Annotated in this window: 16 protein-coding genes; 8 read left to right on the forward strand and 8 right to left on the reverse strand. The window is 69.9% G+C overall.

Annotated features, from left to right (window positions below):
- The first annotated feature begins 102 nt into the window (after positions 1–102).
- The 4 genes from J2X55_RS07530 to J2X55_RS07545 all read left to right on the forward strand — a co-directional run bounded on the left by J2X55_RS07530 (position 103) and on the right by J2X55_RS07545 (position 4,312).
- On the forward strand, positions 103–801 hold the full coding sequence (locus J2X55_RS07530) for a DUF5684 domain-containing protein (protein WP_115920150.1): 699 nt from the start codon (positions 103–105) through the stop codon (positions 799–801).
- A gap of 65 nt (positions 802–866) precedes the next feature.
- On the forward strand, positions 867–1,847 hold the full coding sequence (locus tag J2X55_RS07535; protein ID WP_115920152.1) for an aldo/keto reductase: 981 nt from the start codon (positions 867–869) through the stop codon (positions 1,845–1,847).
- A 115-nt stretch (positions 1,848–1,962) separates the two neighbouring features.
- A complete protein-coding gene (locus tag J2X55_RS07540; protein WP_309822722.1) occupies positions 1,963–2,736 on the forward strand; it encodes a protein phosphatase 2C domain-containing protein in 774 nt (257 codons plus the stop codon).
- Positions 2,737–2,779: 43 nt separating this feature from the next.
- Complete coding sequence (locus J2X55_RS07545) at positions 2,780–4,312, forward strand: APC family permease (protein WP_115920156.1); 1,533 nt, start codon at positions 2,780–2,782, stop codon at positions 4,310–4,312.
- A gap of 37 nt (positions 4,313–4,349) precedes the next feature.
- On the opposite strand, the gene J2X55_RS07550 is transcribed toward J2X55_RS07545, so the two are convergent.
- A complete protein-coding gene (locus J2X55_RS07550) occupies positions 4,350–5,333 on the reverse strand; it encodes an asparaginase (RefSeq protein ID WP_115920158.1) in 984 nt (327 codons plus the stop codon).
- A gap of 104 nt (positions 5,334–5,437) precedes the next feature.
- Here J2X55_RS07550 and J2X55_RS07555 point away from each other — a divergent pair, with 104 nt between their 5' ends.
- The gene (locus J2X55_RS07555) at positions 5,438–5,908 is read left to right on the forward strand and encodes an OsmC family protein (RefSeq protein ID WP_115920160.1); all 471 of its coding nucleotides are present in this window, start codon (positions 5,438–5,440) and stop codon (positions 5,906–5,908) included.
- A 47-nt stretch (positions 5,909–5,955) separates the two neighbouring features.
- The gene (locus J2X55_RS07560; RefSeq protein ID WP_115920162.1) at positions 5,956–6,435 is read left to right on the forward strand and encodes a hypothetical protein; all 480 of its coding nucleotides are present in this window, start codon (positions 5,956–5,958) and stop codon (positions 6,433–6,435) included.
- A 150-nt stretch (positions 6,436–6,585) separates the two neighbouring features.
- Here J2X55_RS07560 and glpK read toward each other — a convergent pair whose 3' ends face one another.
- The 3 genes from glpK to J2X55_RS07575 form a co-directional block, all read right to left on the reverse strand.
- Positions 6,586–8,097, reverse strand: a complete 1,512-nt coding sequence (gene glpK / locus J2X55_RS07565) for a glycerol kinase GlpK (protein WP_309822726.1) — start codon at positions 8,095–8,097, stop codon at positions 6,586–6,588.
- Positions 8,098–8,184: 87 nt separating this feature from the next.
- Complete coding sequence (locus J2X55_RS07570) at positions 8,185–8,940, reverse strand: MIP/aquaporin family protein (protein WP_309822729.1); 756 nt, start codon at positions 8,938–8,940, stop codon at positions 8,185–8,187.
- A 121-nt stretch (positions 8,941–9,061) separates the two neighbouring features.
- A complete protein-coding gene (locus J2X55_RS07575; protein ID WP_309822731.1) occupies positions 9,062–10,780 on the reverse strand; it encodes a glycerol-3-phosphate dehydrogenase/oxidase in 1,719 nt (572 codons plus the stop codon).
- Positions 10,781–10,898: 118 nt separating this feature from the next.
- Here J2X55_RS07575 and J2X55_RS07580 point away from each other — a divergent pair, with 118 nt between their 5' ends.
- Positions 10,899–11,858, forward strand: a complete 960-nt coding sequence (locus J2X55_RS07580) for a sugar-binding transcriptional regulator (protein ID WP_115920688.1) — start codon at positions 10,899–10,901, stop codon at positions 11,856–11,858.
- A 19-nt stretch (positions 11,859–11,877) separates the two neighbouring features.
- Here J2X55_RS07580 and dhaM read toward each other — a convergent pair whose 3' ends face one another.
- From dhaM to J2X55_RS07600, 4 genes are all read right to left on the reverse strand, one after another.
- Positions 11,878–12,612, reverse strand: coding sequence for a dihydroxyacetone kinase phosphoryl donor subunit DhaM (dhaM, locus tag J2X55_RS07585; RefSeq protein ID WP_309822732.1), 735 nt, complete (start codon positions 12,610–12,612; stop codon positions 11,878–11,880).
- Positions 12,609–13,244, reverse strand: coding sequence for a dihydroxyacetone kinase subunit DhaL (dhaL, locus tag J2X55_RS07590; RefSeq protein WP_309822734.1), 636 nt, complete (start codon positions 13,242–13,244; stop codon positions 12,609–12,611). Before dhaL ends, dhaM begins: the two co-directional genes overlap by 4 nt.
- Positions 13,241–14,236, reverse strand: coding sequence for a dihydroxyacetone kinase subunit DhaK (gene dhaK / locus J2X55_RS07595; RefSeq protein WP_309822736.1), 996 nt, complete (start codon positions 14,234–14,236; stop codon positions 13,241–13,243). The genes dhaL and dhaK overlap by 4 nt, the downstream gene beginning before the upstream one ends.
- Before the next feature lie 101 nt (positions 14,237–14,337).
- On the reverse strand, positions 14,338–15,039 hold the full coding sequence (locus tag J2X55_RS07600; RefSeq protein ID WP_309823022.1) for a lysophospholipid acyltransferase family protein: 702 nt from the start codon (positions 15,037–15,039) through the stop codon (positions 14,338–14,340).
- Between the two features lie 204 nt (positions 15,040–15,243).
- Here J2X55_RS07600 and J2X55_RS07605 point away from each other — a divergent pair, with 204 nt between their 5' ends.
- Positions 15,244–16,236 (forward strand): FKBP-type peptidyl-prolyl cis-trans isomerase, encoded by a 993-nt coding sequence (locus tag J2X55_RS07605; protein ID WP_309822737.1) that lies wholly within the window; start codon positions 15,244–15,246, stop codon positions 16,234–16,236.
- Positions 16,237–16,243 lie beyond the last annotated feature (7 nt).

Consider the following 16,243-nt stretch of genomic DNA (forward strand, 5'->3'; position numbering starts at 1 on the left):
AGGTTGGTCTGTCAGGAAAGTCCCAGCTTCGCTAGCATGTGAACGCGGGAAAGCCCCGCCGGTGACGCGCGACAGCGCACGACTCCGTACGAGAGGATCCTCGTGAACACCACATATCTCGCCTACAGCGACTACGGGACGACCAGCGGGGCCGAAGCCGCGCTGATCGGCGTGGTCTATCTGTTCATCTTCTTGCTCTCCATCGCCGGATACCTCATCACCGCGTTCCTGCTGATGCGGATCTTCGACAAGGCGGGTGTCCAGGGCAAGTGGCGCGCCTGGGTGCCGATCTACAACTACCTCGTCTTCGCGAAGCTCGGCGACTTCTCGCCTTGGGTGCTGGTCGCCCTGCTGGTGGCTTCGGCCATCCCCATCTTGAACTTCCTCGCGGGCCTCGCTCTCGTGGTGGCTTTGATCATGATCTCGTACCGCGTCAACGCCAAGTTCGGACGTGAGTGGCCCATCCTGCTGCTCTTCATCCTGGGTCCGCTCGGACAGTGGATCTTCCTCGCGATCCTGGCCTTCGGCAGCAACCCGTGGAACCCGGGCATCCGCCCCGCCCCGTGGGCGAACTCCTTCCTCGCCGACAAGACGGTGTGGAACGGCATACCGGTCCAGCCGAGCCAGCCGGTCGCCGGCAACGGTGGCGGCTACGCCGGCCCCGGATACGCCGGCCCCGGATACGGTGCGCCCCCGGCGCAGCAGCCGTACAGCCCGCCGGCCACCGGCACGACCCCGCCGCCTCCCGCGACGGGCACGACCCCGCCGCCTCCGGCGCCGCCGGCAGGCCCCCAGGTCTGATCTCATCGGAGGGCTCCCCGTCAGGTTGGGGAGCCCTCCGTCGTTCCCGGCGATAGCGTGGAGGGATGACGTCCCCCGCTCTTCCCCTCCGCGCCGTCGGCCGTTCTGGACTCCGTGTCTCGGCGGTGGGCCTCGGGTGCAACAATTTCGGACGCGCGGGCACCGCGACCGAGACCATCGACGGCACGCGCGCGGTCCTCGATGCCGCCATCGAGTCGGGGGTGACCTTCCTCGACACCGCAGACATGTACGGCCGCGAGTTCGGCCTCTCGGAGAGTCTGATGGGGGAGGCCCTGGAGGGCCGCCGCGACCGCGTCGTCCTCGCGACGAAATTCGGTCACGCCGATTTCGCGCCGGCGGTCTCGGGCGGGGCGAAAGGCTCGCGGACGCACGTGCGGCGTGCCGTCGAGGATTCTCTGCGTCGCCTGCGGACGGACTGGATCGACCTCTATCAACTGCACACGCCGGATCCGTCGACACCGATCGACGAGACGCTCGACGCCCTGAGCGATCTGGTGCGCGAGGGCAAGGTGCGCTACGTCGGTCACTCGAATTTCGCCGGATGGCAGATCGCGGAGGCCGAACACGCGGCGACGGGTGTGCGATTCGTCTCGACGCAGAATCAGTACAGCCTGCTCGCGCGGGCCGCCGAGCGAGAGGTCCTGCCCGCGGCCGAGCGTTACGGGGTCGGGCTGCTGCCCTTCTTCCCCCTGCACAACGGACTGCTCACCGGCAAGTTCACGCGCGACGGCGGGCCGGAGGGGAGCCGCATCATGCGCCAGCGGCCGCACCTGTGGCGTGATGCACCGTGGGACGCGATCGAGCGGTACCAGGCGTTCTGCGACGCGCGCGGTGTCACCATGCTCGAGGCGACGTTCGCCTGGTTCCTGGCCAACCCCGTCGTGTCGAGTGTGATCGCGGGGGCGACGAGCCCCGAGCAGGTCCGCGCCAACGCGGCTGCGGCGACGGCGTGGACGCCGAGCGCGCAGGACCTCGTCGAGATCGACGGCATCCTGCCCCTGCCCGCCGACCCCGCCGCGGGGTGATCGAGGTGGATGTCATGCACACGTGCGGCGCGTCCGCGGATCGGCGGTGCGCGTCGACTAAGATGACAGGGCCGTGCGGTTCCGCCGGCGCAGTCGGCCAACCGGAGGATCGTTCGTGCCCGAGGTGACCACCCACACGCGCACCGTCCCGCTCGGCGAGACCGTGCTCGAGCTTTCCTGGGCGGCGAGCACCGAGGTCGGGCGTCGTCGCGAGGTCAACCAGGACGCCGTCCTGGCCGATTACCCGTTGTTCGTCGTCGCCGACGGCATGGGCGGACACCTCGGCGGAGAGATCGCCAGCGCGAGCACCGTCGACCGCCTCCGCGCAGTCGTGGCGACCGGTCCCGTCTCGACGAAGAACATCGAGAAGGCCCTGTCCCGCGCGGTCAAGGACATCGTGGCCCACCCCGAGACGACGGACGAGGGCACCGGGACCACGCTCACGGGCGTGTACCTCGAGACGCAGACGGACGAGCCCCACTGGGTGACGCTCAACATCGGGGACTCGCGCGTATACCTGCTTCGCGACGGCGAGATCGTCCAGGTGACCACCGACCACTCGGTCGTGCAGGAGCTCATCGCCGCGGGGCGCCTCAGCCCCGAGGAGGCCGAGAACCACCCCTACGGCAACGTCATCACTCGCGCCGTCGGCCCGAGCGACAGCGTCAAGCCCGACTACCTGCGCCTCGACGTGCTCGACGGCGACCGCTTCGTCATCTGCTCCGACGGTTTGACCAAGGAGCTCACCGACTTCGGCATCCGTCACTTCCTCGAGGCGAACGCCGATCCGGCCGCGGCTGTCGAGGCCATGATGGCCGCCGCGCTCGAGAACGGTGGGCGAGACAACATCTCGATCGTCGTGCTCGACGTCATCCGCCGCCCGTCCTGATTTCATCTTGACCGCGGAGACCCGCGGATCCTACGTTCGGCATATGACCTCCGCACCCGAACGGACGGCCGGCAAGGGCCTGGCCACCGGCACCCTCGGCCTCTGGGGCTCGACCGTCATCGGTCTGGCATCCACCGCCCCGGTGTACTCCCTCGTCGCCACCCTCGGATTCGTCGTACTCGCCGTGGGGGCCTCGGCGCCGATCGCGTTCGTCCTGGCGTTCATCCCGATGCTCTTCATCGCCTTCGCCTACCGCGAGCTGAACAACGAGGTGCCCGACTGCGGCACCACGTTCACCTGGGGGACGAAGGCCTTCGGCCCGTGGGTCGGGTGGATGGGCGGGTGGGGCGTCGCGGTCGCCGGGATGGTCGTGCTCGCCAACCTGTCGCAGATCGCGGGGGTGTATCTCTGGTCTCTGGTCGGCGACGGCTCCCTCGCCGAGAACGTGTCGCTGGTCACCGCCACCGGTGTCGCCTTCATCGCGGCGATGACCTTCATCAGCTACCGAGGCGTGGAGCTCGGTGAGCGGATCCAGAACATCCTGCTCGCGGTGCAGTACCTGGTGCTCGCCCTGTTCGTCGTGCTGGCGCTGTGGAAGTTCTTCGACGGGACCGCCCCGAACCCGACGCCGTTCGATCTCGCCTGGTTCGACCCGTTCGGCTTCACGGACTGGAGCGGGTTCACCGAGGCGGTGCTGCTCGCCCTCTTCATCTACTGGGGCTGGGACACCTGTCTGGCGCTCAACGAGGAGACGAAGGACCCCCAGCGCATCCCGGGCCGCGCTGCGCTGCTGACCACGGTGATCCTGCTCGGCACGTACGTCACGGTGACGGTCGCGGCCATGATGTACGCCGGCGTCGGCGAGGACGGGGCGGGCTTGGCCAACCCCGCGAATGCCGACGACGTGTTCCTCGCGCTCAAGGACGATCTCTTCGGCCCGTTCGGCTGGGTGCTCGTCGTCGCGGTGCTCATCTCGGCGGTGTCGTCGACGCAGACGACGATCCTGCCCACGGCGCGCGGGACTCTTGCCATGGCCGCGTACAAGGCCCTGCCGCACCGTTTCCAGACCGTGCACCCCCGTTATCGCACGCCGTCGTTCTCGACCCTGGTGATGGGCGTCGTCGCGAGCGCGTACTACGTGGGCATGACGCTCATCAGCGACAACATCCTGCAGGACTCGATCCTCTCGCTCGGCCTCGCGATCGCCTTCTACTACGCCATGACCGGCTACGCGTGCGTCTGGTACTACCGCCGGCAGCTGTTCTCCTCGGCGAAGAGCCTCGTGTACCGCGGCATCCTGCCCCTGCTCGGAGCCCTCATGCTGACCTACGCATTCGTGCAGTCGGCCATCGACATGTACGACCCCGAGTACGGCAACACCGTGCTGCTGGGTATCGGCGGCACCTTCGTCGTCGGGATCGGGGCTCTCGCGCTCGGCGTCGTCCTGATGGTGCTCTGGTTCATGTTCCCGGCGTCGAAGCCGTTCTTCCACGGCGAGAGCCTGAACCGCGAGACCGAGGTGCTCGTACCGGACGAGCCGATCGCTCATCCGCGCTCGGTCGACGGCGGCATCTGAGCAGGCGCCGAAGAGGGACGGGAAGGGTCCCCGGGGGTCAGACCGCGGAGCGGATGGAACCGACCTCGTGGCCGCCGCCCAGCACCGACAGAGACAGCTGCGCAACCGTGTCGGCGACCTCGTGCGCGGTCAGCGCACCGACCCGCTCGAGCAGCCGGAGGGCGACGACGTGCCCGGCGCGGTTGGATCCGTCGAGCATCTTGAGGGCGACCGTCGTGCCGTCGGGGGCGGTCATGACCTGCACGCCCTCGGCCCCCATCTTCGAGAAGACGCCGAGCCGCTCGATGACGACCGTGTCGGGGCGGCCGGGGCCGTCGATCGTCCACGGGTGCTCTTTCACGGCGCGCACGAGCGTGCCGGCGCTACGGTGCAGGGCGAACGGGGAACGCTCCGACGACGTCGCGATGCGCTGGATGGCACGAGCGAGACCCACGAGGCTCATGGCGTAGACGGGCGCGCCGCAGCCGTCGATCGCGGTGGTGGTCGTGCGCTCACCCACGAGACGCTCGATGACCTCTCGGATGTGCGCCTGCAGCGGGTGCTGCGGGTCGAGATAGTCGCCCGTGCTCCAGCCGTTGGCCACGCAGGTCAGGAGCATCGCGGCGTGCTTGCCCGAGCAGTTCATGCGCAGCGGCGAGGGGGCGGCGTGGTCGCGCACCATCTCGTCGCGCGAGGCCGTGTCGGTCGGCCACGCGGCGGGGCAGCCCAGGTCGTCTTCGGTGAGGCCGGCGGACTGCAGGATGCCGCGGGCCACCTCGGCGTGACGTTCGGTGCCCGCGTGGCTCGCCATCGAGATCGCGAGACGCTCGTCGGCCAGCTCGGCCCCGGCCGACAGGCACGCCAGAGCCTGCAGCGGTTTCATGCTCGAGCGGGGGAGGAACAGGGCACTCGCCTCACCGAGCGTGAGCTTCTCGGTGCCGTCGGGTGCGAGGACCACGGCGACGCCGTAGTGACGGGATTCGACGAAGCCGTTGCGGTCGACGACGGCGAGTTCGACGGAGGCGGGGGGTGTTGCGGGCATCCCTCCATCGTATCCCGCCACCCCCGGTCCCACGGGGGGCGAAGACCTGGCGTCGGCAGCCGAGACCGGTCGTTCCGCGCGAAGGGACGGGGCAGACTGGGAGCATGAACGGACAGCACCACTACCGCCTGCGCTCGACCTGGACCGGCGACCTGGGCACCGGTACGAGCGGGTACCGCGACTACGAGCGCGCCGTGACCCTCGAGGTCGACGGGAAGCCGGCCATCGCGGCATCCGCCGACAAACCCTTCCGCGGCGACCCGGCCAAATGGAACCCCGAGGAACTGCTCATCGCGGCGCTGAGCGAGTGCCACCTGCTGTCGTACCTGCACGCCTGCGTCACCACCGGCGTCGTCGTCACCGCCTACGAAGACGATGCCTCCGGGACCATGCAAGAGGACGGCAACAGCGGGGGAGCGTTCACCGAGGTCGTCCTCCGGCCCCGCGTACGCGTCGCCGAGGAGTCGATGGTCGAGGCCGCGCGGGCCGCTCATCGACAGGCACGCGAGTGGTGCTTCATCGCCAACTCGGTCAACTTCCCCGTCCGCCACGAACCCGAGGTCACGGTCGGCTGAACGCTGCGCGTCGCGGGAGGGATGCCGACGCGTCGTACAGTGAGCGCATGCAGCTCGAATCCGCCCTGCGCCGACTCGACCGATTCGCCGGGGGTCGCCAGGCCGACCATCGCGTCGCCGTCTCCACCGACCCGAGGGTGCACCGGGCCTTCCGTGCGATCACGCTCCTGCTCGCGGTCGGCTTCGTGCTCGGTGTCGCCACCGTCGTCGTCGCCCTCGTCATGACGACGAACGGCGACGACGTCGGTTTCGCCGTCTGGATGCGCTGCCTCGTGGTGCTCGCGATCACCACGACCCTGTTCTACTTCCTCTGGCGCGCCCGCGCCGGCTGGTACTGGGCGTTCCGCCGCCTGCAGCTGTTCAGCCGGATCTTCCCCGTCATCGCCCTCGTCCTCGCGGCGATCCCGGGGCTCTACCCGTTCTGGGTCGTCACGGAGCAGATCCTGTTCGCGATCCTGCTCATCGGCGTCTCGGACTACCTGCAGTCCGACGCCGTTCGCGCGGCGTATCCGAAGCCGCAGCGCTGAGGGAGTGGCATCCGGATGCCGGGAACCCGGCGTCTCGAGGAGTGACCGGTCCGTTCGTCGGGGCCGGAGACCCGGGTCCGACACGGGGCTCGAACGACGAAAGCCCCGCCGACTCGTGGCCGACGGGGCTTTCGTGCGTGTGGGGCGGGATCAGCGCACGTCGTCGTCGATCCAGTCCATGGACTTGGTGACGGCCTTCTTCCACAGGCGCAGCTCGCGCTCGCGCTCGCCGCCGTCCATGTTGGGCTCCCAGCGCTTGTCTTCCTGCCAGTTCGCGCGCAGGTCGTCGAGGTTGTCCCAGAAGCCGACCGCGAGGCCCGCGGCGTACGCGGCACCGAGGGCGGTGGTCTCCGCGACGACCGGACGCACGACGGGAACGCCGAGGATGTCCGCCTGGAACTGCATGAGCGCGTCGTTGGCGGTCATACCGCCGTCGACCTTGAGCTCGGCGAGATCCACGCCGGAGTCGGCGTTGACGGCGTCGAGCACCTCGCGCGACTGGAAGGCGGTGGCCTCCAAAGCCGCGCGGGCGATGTGACCGCGGTTGACGTAGCGGGTCATGCCCACGATCGCGCCGCGGGCGTCGGGACGCCAGTACGGGGCGAACAGGCCAGAGAACGCCGGAACGAAGTACACGCCGCCGTTGTCGTCGACGCTCTCGGCGAGCTTCTCGACCTCGGGGGCCGAGGAGATGATGCCGAGCTGGTCGCGCAGCCACTGGATGAGCGAGCCGGTCACGGCGATCGAGCCCTCGAGCGCGTAGCGCGCGGGCTGGTCGCCCAGCTTGTAGCCGAGGGTGGTCAGCAGTCCGTTCTTCGAGTGGACGATCTCCTCGCCCGTCTGGAAGATGAGGAAGTTTCCCGTGCCGTAGGTGTTCTTGCTCTCGCCCGGGTCGAAGGCCGCCTGGCCGAAGGTCGCGGCCTGCTGGTCGCCCAGGATGCCGGCGATCGGGGTCTCGCGCAGCAGCGACGACGACTCGACGGTGCCGTAGACCTCGGAGGAGGAGCGGATCTCGGGGAGCATGGAAGCGGGGACGCCGAAGTCCGCGAGGATGTCCTCACGCCACGAGAGGGTCTCGAGGTCCATGAAGAGCGTGCGGCTGGCGTTCGTGACGTCGGTCGCGTGCACGCCGCCGTCGATGCCGCCGGTGAGGTTCCACAGCACCCACGTGTCGGTGGTGCCGAAGAGGAGGTCGCCGGCCTCGGCCTTCTCGCGCGCGCCGTCGACGTTCTCGAGGATCCAGACGATCTTGGTGCCCGAGAAGTAGGTTGCCAGCGGCAGACCCACGATGCTCTTGTAGCGCTCGGGGTCGCCGTCGGCGAGGCGGTCGACGATCGACTGCGTGCGCGTGTCCTGCCAGACGATGGCGTTGTACACGGGCTTGCCGGTGTTCTTGTCCCACACCACCGCGGTCTCGCGCTGGTTGGTGATGCCGACGGCGGCGATGTCGTGGCGGGTGATGTCGGCACGGCTGAGGGCCAGGCCGATCACCTCCTGGGTGTTGCGCCAGATCTCGGCGGGGTCGTGCTCGACCCAGCCCGCACGCGGGAAGATCTGGTCGTGCTCCTTCTGTCCGACGGAGACGACGCTCCCGGACTTGTCGAAGATCATCGCGCGCGTCGAGGTCGTGCCCTGGTCGATGGCGAGGACGTAGTCGGCCATGGATGGACTCCTTTGTCAGTGTCAGTAACGGGTGAAGAGGAAGAGAGGTGGGGGCGGGGGCGCCTGGCGACGCCCCCGCGGTCGGTCTTACTTGCCGAGGCCGAGGAGCACGGGGGCCAGCAGACCCGCGAGCAGACCGCCGACGAGCGGGCCGGCGACGGGAACCCAGGCGTAGCCCCAGTCGCTCGAGCCCTTGCCCTTGATCGGGAGGATCGCGTGGGCGATGCGGGGGCCGAGGTCGCGGGCGGGGTTGATGGCGTACCCGGTCGGGCCGCCGAGGGAGGCGCCGATACCGACAACGAGCAGGGCCACGGGGACGGCGGAGAGTCCGCCGATACCGGCCGGCACGCCGACACTCGCCACGCCGTAGTCGGCGAAGCCGAAGATCACGAACACCAGGACGAAGGTGGCGATGACCTCGGTGAGGAAGTTGAAGCCGTAGGAACGGATGGCCGGACCCGTCGAGAACACGCCGAGCTTCGCGGCGGGGTCGGGCTCGTCGTCGAAGTGCTGCTTGTAGGACGCCCAGGCGAGGACGGCACCGATGATCGCGCCGACCATCTGCGCGGCCACCGCCACGAGGAACTGCACGAAGGAGATCTTGCCGGCGACCAGGAGACCGATCGAGACGGCGGGGTTCAGCTGAGCGCCGGAGTAGGCGGAGACGATGACACCGGCGAAGACCGCCAGGCCCCAGCCCCAGTTGACCATCAGGGTGCCGCCGGCGTTGCCCTTGGTCTTCGCGAGGGCCACGTTGGCGACCACGCCACAGCCCAACAGGATGAGCAGCGTGGTGCCGACGACCTCCGAGAGGAAGTACAGCCCCAGGTTCACTTCTTGCATGTCGTCATCGACCTTTCTTTCGTCACCCGGACACCTTCGGCTCGGGTGGTCGTGCGGCTCGGTGCTCCGAACCTACGGCGCGCGTGCGGGCGCGCAACAGGTGGCGCGCCCGCACGTTCTCTCAGATTCGAGCCACCCCGGCCTGTGCCAGATCGACCCGGTGAGCGGAGCGCAGGATCTCCGTCGTACGGGCCACTTCTTCGTCCACGCGGGTGGAGTCCCACCCGAGCGGCTCGGCGACCGCCTCGGCGACCTCCCGCAGCGTGCGCTCGGTCATGCCACCGACGAAGGCGAGGTGCGTGCGGCGCAGCAGCACGTCGATCAGGTGCACGACCTGCTCGTTCTTCGCGATGAAGGCGAGCTCTTCGCGGTAGTACCCGGCGGCGTCGGGGACCGGAGTGGGCTCGGCCGGAAGGGCGGCCAGGATCGCGTCGGCCCGGGTGCCGTAGCGCTCGAGCATGGCCTCGACGAGCTCGGCGGAGTGCGCATTCGTGCGTGCAGCGACCCAGCGGCGACGTTGCTCGGGGGTGGCGGGGAAGCCCGCGCCGCCGCCGATGGGCAGGCCCTGGGTGCTGACGCGGTGGGGTCGGCGCAGCTTCTGCAGCGTCTTCATGCTGAGGTGCTCGGCCAGGGCGCGGAACGTGGTCCACTTCCCGCCGACGAGGCTCATGGCCGGAACCCCCGCGATCTCGTCTTCGACGATGCGGTAATCGCGCGACACGAAGCCGGGCGCGGTGTCGTCGTGGCGGGGCAAGGGGCGGATGCCCGAGAACGTGTAGACGATCTGCGACCGGTCCACGCCGATGGTGGGGAACACGTGGCCGATGAGGTCGAAGAAGTACTCGATCTCGTCGTCGGTGCACACGACGGGCTGTGCGGGGTCGGCGTCGATGTCGGTGGTGCCGACGAGGACGCGGTCCTTGAGGGGGTAGATCAGCACGATGCGGCCGTCGGAGTGCTCGAAGAAGATCTCGCGGCCGCCGGTCGCGGCGAGCAGCTCGGGGTTGTCGAGCACGATGTGCGAGCCCTTGGTGCCGCCCATGAACGTCGTGTCCAGACCCATCGCCTTGTTCGCCAGGTCGGTCCAGGGGCCGGCCGTGTTGAGGACGACCTTCGCCTTGACGCTGAACTCCTCACCGGAGACCTCGTCGCGCACGCGCACGCCGTTCTCGTCGGCGCCGACGGCCGATACGTAGTTGACGGCCTGCGTCCGACCGGCGCCCGCCTCGATGCCGTCGCGCAGCACGTCGAGGGCGATGCGCTCGGGGTCGTGCATCGACGCGTCGAAGTACGTGGCGGTGTAGGCGAGGTCGGGGTTGAGCTTGGGGAGCTCGGAAAGCGACTTCTTCTTGCCCAGGAACTTGTGGCGGGGCACCGAGCCGCCGTCGCGCGAGAAGGTGTCGTACATGATCAGGCCAACCTTGATCAGCAGCGCGCCGCGCTCGTTGGGCTTGCCGCGACCGTGCGTCACGAGCAGCCGGAAGGGTGCGGAGAGGATGCCCGAGAACGTCTTGTAGATCGGGATCGTTGTCTCGAGCGGCTTGACGTAGTGGGGGGCCGTCTTGAGCAGGTCGTTGCGCTCGGTGACCGCTTCTTTCACGAGACGGAATTCGCCGTTCTCGAGGTAGCGGATGCCGCCGTGGACCATGTGGCTCGAGGCCGAGGACGCGCCGGAGACGAAGTCGCCCCGCTCGACGAGAGCGACGCTCACGCCCTGCAGGGCGAGGTCGCGGAGGGTGGCGAGGCCGTTGATGCCCCCACCGATGATGAGGACGTCGAGGTCTTCGGCGTCGCGGAGCGCCTGGACGTCGGCGCGGAGCGGAGTTGCGGGGGACGACATGTCGACTGCGACCTTTCGTTGTTGGTACGACGATCACAATGCGCCTGTCTGCACGTTGTTGCAAGCCCCTTGAACAAACGTGCAGAATGGTGTTCATGAAGGTACCCGGACGGTGGTGATGCAGGCCGAGGAGCGATCCCGCGACGCCCTGCGCGCGGCACAGCTCTACTACATGCAGGACCTCACGATGGATGCCATCGCCCACGAGATGCGGGTGTCCCGCTCCTCGGTGTCGCGCCTGTTGCAGCACGCTCGCGACGTGGGACTCGTGACGATCTCGATCAGCCCGCCCGACGACGCCCGTGGCCAGATGGCCCAGCGGATCGCCGATCGCTTCGGCATCACCGCGCACGTCGTGCCCACCCCGGCGCGCACCTCGGAGGCCGAGCGGCTCGAGCGCACGGCGCTGACCGCGGCGCGCATCCTCGCCGAGCGCGTCGAATCGTCGATGACGGTCGGCGTCGCCTGGGGGTCCACCCTCTCGGCCGTCGCTCGACACGTCCCGCAGAAAGACGTGCACGACACCCACATCGTCCAGATGAACGGGGCGGCCAACGTCCGCACCTCCGGCATCCCGTACGCGGGCGAGATCCTGTCGAAGCTCGGCGCCGCCTGGTCGTCGTCGGTGCACCAATTCCCGGTGCCCGCCCTGTTCGACGATCCCCACACGAAACAGGCCATGTGGCGGGAGCGCTCGGTGCGCTCCGTGCTCGAGATCCAGCAGCGCGTGGGCCTGTTCGTGTTCGGTCTCGGCTCCCCGCACGCCGACGTGCCCTCGCACGTGTACAGCGGGGACTACTTCGACGAGCGCGACCGCGCGGTCATCGAGCGCGAAGGCGTGGTCGGCGACTGCGCCACCGTGTTCTACCGCGCCGACGGGTCGAGCGACATCCCGGAGCTCAACGCCCGCTCCAGCGGCCCCGACCTCGACACGGTCCGCCGCATCCCGCGTCGTTTCTGCGTGGTGTCGAGTCTGTCGAAGCTGGACGGACTGCGCGGAGCGCTCGCCGCGGACCTCGTCACCGAGCTGGTCGTCGAGGAGTCCCTCGCCCGGCGCCTGCTCAGCGTCACGCGCTGAGGGGACGGCGCGGGCCCGGTCAGCCCTCGCCGAACCCGTCGGCGAACAGCTCCCTGAGCTCTTCCAGCGCGGCCTCGGCCTGGGGCCCCGACGCGCTCACGCGCACCCGAGACCCCTGCCGGATGCCCAGCGCCATCACCGCGAGCAGGCTCCGTCCCGACACCTCGTCGGCGCCCGTCTCGAGATCGGCGATGCGCACCTCGGCATCGTGACGGGAGGCGGCCTTGACGAAGACGGCGGCCGGCCGCGCGTGCAGCCCGGAGGGTGCGGTGACGACGGCCTCGAACGACAGCGCCCCCTCGTCGCCGCGGTCGCCGCTGTCGGAGAAAGCGCCGGATGCCGGCCCCCCGACGTCTGCGCCCAGGTGCCGCGCCTTGGCGTCCGCGGCCGTGGCGCATTCGCGGGCCACGGTCTCGAGGTCGCCCCCGCCCGCGGCGGTCACCACGGCGGCCACGAGTCCCTCCACGAAGGGGGCAGGACTCAGTCGGACGCGCTCGGGCTGCGCGACGAACTCGAGAGCCGTCTCGGTGCTCAGGATCGCGGAGCCGAGGTCCATCAGCACGAGAACCCCGTCGCCGGAGTCGGCGTCGTCGATCGCGGCGGCGATGGCCACGGCATCCGTCCCGAGGTCGTCGTCCGGACCGCCGGCGGCGACGCGGACCCTCGGCGGGGCGTCCCCACCCATCTGCAGCGCGAGGTGCACCGCGGCCTCAGCGAGGGCGCGCGAGTGCGAGACGGCGACGAGCCCGATCACTCGCCGGCCGCCAGCGTGTCGCGCAGGGCCTCGAGAAGGAGGGTCGCGGAGGTCGCGCCCGGGTCGAGGTGGCCCGCGCTGCGCTCGCCCAGATAGCTCGCTCGACCCTTGCGCGCCACGAGCGGCTCGGTCGCGTCGCGTCCGCGGGCCGCAGCCTCGGCCGCCGCGCGGGCGGCCGAGGCGGGGCCGTCGGCAGCTGCGGCATCCCACGCGTCGAGGGCGGGGGAGAGGGCGTCGATCATCGTCTTGTCGCCCGGTTCGGCCTTCCCCCGGGCGATGACCCCGTCGACGCCGGCGCGGAGGGCGGCGCCGAGGGTGTCGGCATCCACTTCTCCTCCCGTTCCGAGGACGGGGCCCATGCGGAGGAATAGTGTGCCGTAGAGCGGGCCGCTGGCGCCGCCGACCGACGAGACGAGAGTCATGCCGACCGTCTTGACCAGCTCGGCCGGGGTGGCCGGAACGGGGTCGAGCTTGGCGATCACCGCGTCGAGGCCGCGGGCCATGTTCGAGCCGTGGTCGGCGTCGCCGATCTCGGAGTCGAGACGCGTGAGCTCGTCCTTGTGCTCGTGCACGGCGTCGCGGAACGCGCGCATCCACTCGCGCAGGTCGTCGGTCGAGACGGAGCCGCTCATGCGCCCCACCGGAGCCCCGGCGTCACGACGGGGGCATCCCACAGGCGCAGCATCTCGTCGTCGGCCTTCACCACGGTCAGCGACGCCCCGGCCATGTCGAGGCTGGTGATGTAGTCGCCGATCAGCACGCGCTGCGCGTCGACACCGGCCGCGGCGAGGAGCGGGGCGATCTCGCCGTACAACAGGTACTGCTCGATGAGCGGGGTGCCGCCAAGGCCCGACAGCAGCACGATCGCCGGTCCGACGGGCCCGCCGAAATCGCGCACGATCGGATCGACCATGAGCTCGGCGATCTCTCGAGCGGACGCCAGCTTGACGCGCGAGCGCCCGGGTTCTCCGTGGATGCCGACACCGACCTCCATCTCGTCGTCGGGGAGCTCGAAGGTGGGGCGGCCCGCGGCGGGGACGGTGCAACTCGTGAGGGCCACGCCCATCGACCGGCCGGCGGACGAGACGCGGCGGGCGAAGTCGGCGACCGTCGCGAGGTCGGCTCCCTCTTCGGCGAGAGCGCCGACGACCTTCTCGAGGATGACCGTGGTGCCGGTGCCGCGGCGACCCGCGGTCCAGGTGGAGTCCGTCACGGCGACGTCGTCGGCGACGACGACCGACTCGACCCGCACGCCCTCGGCTTCGGCGAGCTCAGCGGCCATCTCGAAGTTCAGCACGTCGCCGGTGTAGTTCTTCACGATGTGCAGCACACCCGCACCCGCATCGACCGCCTGCGTGGCGGCCAGCACCTGGTCGGGGGTGGGGGAGGTGAACACCTCGCCCGCGGCCGCCGCATCGAGCATTCCGCGCCCGACGAACCCGCCGTGCAGCGGCTCGTGTCCCGAACCGCCGCCCGACACCAACGCCACCTTGCCCTCGCGCGTCGGCTCCGCCCGCAGGATGACGCGGTTCTCGGCATCCACTCGGAGGTCGGGATGGGATGCGCGGATGCCTCGGAGGGCTTCGGCCAGGACGTCGGCGGGGTCGTTGACGAACTTCTTCACGGTGCCTCCTCGTTGTGGCGACGACGGTCCGGGCCGTCGGTTTCGACCCTGCTCGCCGGCCGCCGTCACGTCAAGGAGGAAACGACACGTAGGGTCGGGCCTCAGAGGCGCTCGTGCGGGAGCACCTGCTTGATGCGCTCGATCGGGTTCTGCGCCGGGGCCTCGTTGTAGGCGTTCGCGAGCTCCTGCTCGCTCAGGGCGTGGATCGCGGCCATGATCTCGTCGGTGGCACCGCGGCGCGCGCGACCCGACGAGGCCGCGCCGTGCGGCGAAAGATCGAGCGGAGTGCCGAAACGCACGGTGATGCGCTCCGTGGTCGTCGGGATCTTCGCGCCGACGGGCATGACCTTGTCGGTGCCGATGAGTCCCACGGGAACCACCGGGGCGCCGGTCTGCAGAGCGAGGAAGGCGACACCGGTGCGACCCTTGTACAGGCGGCCGTCGAGCGAGCGCGTGCCCTCGGGGTAGAGCGCGACCGCGCGACCGTCCTCGAGAAGGGCGCGCTGCTGATCCAGGGCATCCAGGGCCTTCTGGCCCGCGCCGCGCTCGACGGGGATGGCACCGATCGCGGTGAAGAATTGGCGCGACGCCCACTTCTCGAAGTACGCCGACTTCGCCATGAAGTGCACGGGGCGGGGAGCGGCGACCGGGATGGCGATCGAGTCGATGAACGACAGGTGGTTGCTCGCGAAGATGACGGGACCGGTGCGCGGAACGTTCTCGCGCCCCTCGATGCGCGGGCGGTAGACGGCGCGCGCCAGCGGGGCGATGAGGAAACGTCCGAGGCGATAGGTCGCGCCCATCTGCTCCGGCACGGGCGCGGGGGTCTCGGCGGGCAGGTCGGAACTCACTCGACGAGGCTACTCGCCGCCGCATGCCCGGGCGCGCATGGTGCGCGCGTGTGCGTGGACGCGCGCGGGCCGGGCACGTGTGCACCGGCCTCCCAGCCGCGGCAAAGCCGGATGCGCGAGGATGGGGTTTCCCCGTCTTCGCTCGAGAGGTCACCCGTGCGCTTCCGCCCGATCGCTTCCCTGTCCGCCGTCGCCGCCGCGGCCCTGCTGCTGGCGGGATGCTCCGGCTCGCCCGACCAGGCGTCGACGCCCGACGCGAGCGGCTCGGCCGACGCCGGCCAGTGCCAGAGCGCGCTCGCCGACGCGCCCGCTCCCGACGGTCTCGTCGTCTCGGGCGATTTCCAGGGCAAGGTCAACGTCACTCTTCCCGACGGCTACACCCCCTCTGCTCTGCAGCGCACCACGCTTGTCGAGGGCACCGGACAGCAGATCAAGGCGGGCGACGTCTTGAAGGCCAACTTCACGCTGATCGACACCGCCTCGGGCGCCGTGCAGCTGCAGACGCTCGACACCGAGCCGGCCGGCATGGACACGCTCGTCTCGTCGCAGCAGATCTTCGGTGCCGCCCTCGAGTGCGCGCCCATCGGGTCGCGCACCGTGTCGTCGTTCCCCGCCGGCACGCTCGGCGAGGGCTCGCCCGCCTTCGTTCTCGTCGCCGACGCCATCTCGGAGCTGCCGACGCGCGCCGAGGGCACCGAGGTCGCTCCCGTCGACGGCATGCCGACGGTGACCTTCGACGACAACGGCGCTCCCACCACGACGACGAACGCCGACGGCAAGCAGATGCTGCCCCAGCCGACCGCTCCGGCACCCACCGAGGTGCGGATCGAGAACCTGCGGCAGGGTGCGGGTGAGACGGTGAACGCCGGCGACCAGGTCATCGTGCAGTACACCGGCGCGCTCTACGACAGCGGGCAGGTCTTCGACTCGAGCTGGCAGCGCGGCACCCCGGCGCAGTTCCAGACCGACCAGGTCGTCGACGGCTTCCGTCAGGCCCTCGAGGGACAGACGGTTGGTTCGCAGGTCGTCGTCGTGATCCCGCCCGCGGCGGGCTACGGCGACAAGGCGCAGGGAGACATCCCGGCCAACTCGACCCTGTTCTTCGTCGTCGACATCCTGGGAGTGCAGCACGCCAACATGGCGGGCTAACTAGGCT

This window comes from Microbacterium sp. 1154, assembly GCF_031455375.1.
Taxonomy (GTDB): Bacteria; Actinomycetota; Actinomycetes; order Actinomycetales; family Microbacteriaceae; genus Microbacterium.

Bases quoted from the DNA above. Each gene is read 5' to 3' on its own strand.
- J2X55_RS07535 (WP_115920152.1), top strand. From the start codon at position 867: ATGACGTCCCCCGCTCTTCCCCTCCGCGCCGTCGGCCGTTCTGGACTC.
- J2X55_RS07545 (WP_115920156.1), top strand. From the start codon at position 2,780: ATGACCTCCGCACCCGAACGGACGGCCGGCAAGGGCCTGGCCACCGGC.
- J2X55_RS07550 (WP_115920158.1), bottom strand. From the start codon at position 5,333: ATGCCCGCAACACCCCCCGCCTCCGTCGAACTCGCCGTCGTCGACCGC.
- J2X55_RS07555 (WP_115920160.1), top strand. From the start codon at position 5,438: ATGAACGGACAGCACCACTACCGCCTGCGCTCGACCTGGACCGGCGAC.
- J2X55_RS07560 (WP_115920162.1), top strand. From the start codon at position 5,956: ATGCAGCTCGAATCCGCCCTGCGCCGACTCGACCGATTCGCCGGGGGT.
- glpK (WP_309822726.1), bottom strand. From the start codon at position 8,097: ATGGCCGACTACGTCCTCGCCATCGACCAGGGCACGACCTCGACGCGC.
- J2X55_RS07570 (WP_309822729.1), bottom strand. From the start codon at position 8,940: ATGCAAGAAGTGAACCTGGGGCTGTACTTCCTCTCGGAGGTCGTCGGC.
- J2X55_RS07575 (WP_309822731.1), bottom strand. From the start codon at position 10,780: ATGTCGTCCCCCGCAACTCCGCTCCGCGCCGACGTCCAGGCGCTCCGC.
- J2X55_RS07580 (WP_115920688.1), top strand. From the start codon at position 10,899: ATGCAGGCCGAGGAGCGATCCCGCGACGCCCTGCGCGCGGCACAGCTC.
- dhaL (WP_309822734.1), bottom strand. From the start codon at position 13,244: ATGAGCGGCTCCGTCTCGACCGACGACCTGCGCGAGTGGATGCGCGCG.
- J2X55_RS07600 (WP_309823022.1), bottom strand. From the start codon at position 15,039: ATGGGCGCGACCTATCGCCTCGGACGTTTCCTCATCGCCCCGCTGGCG.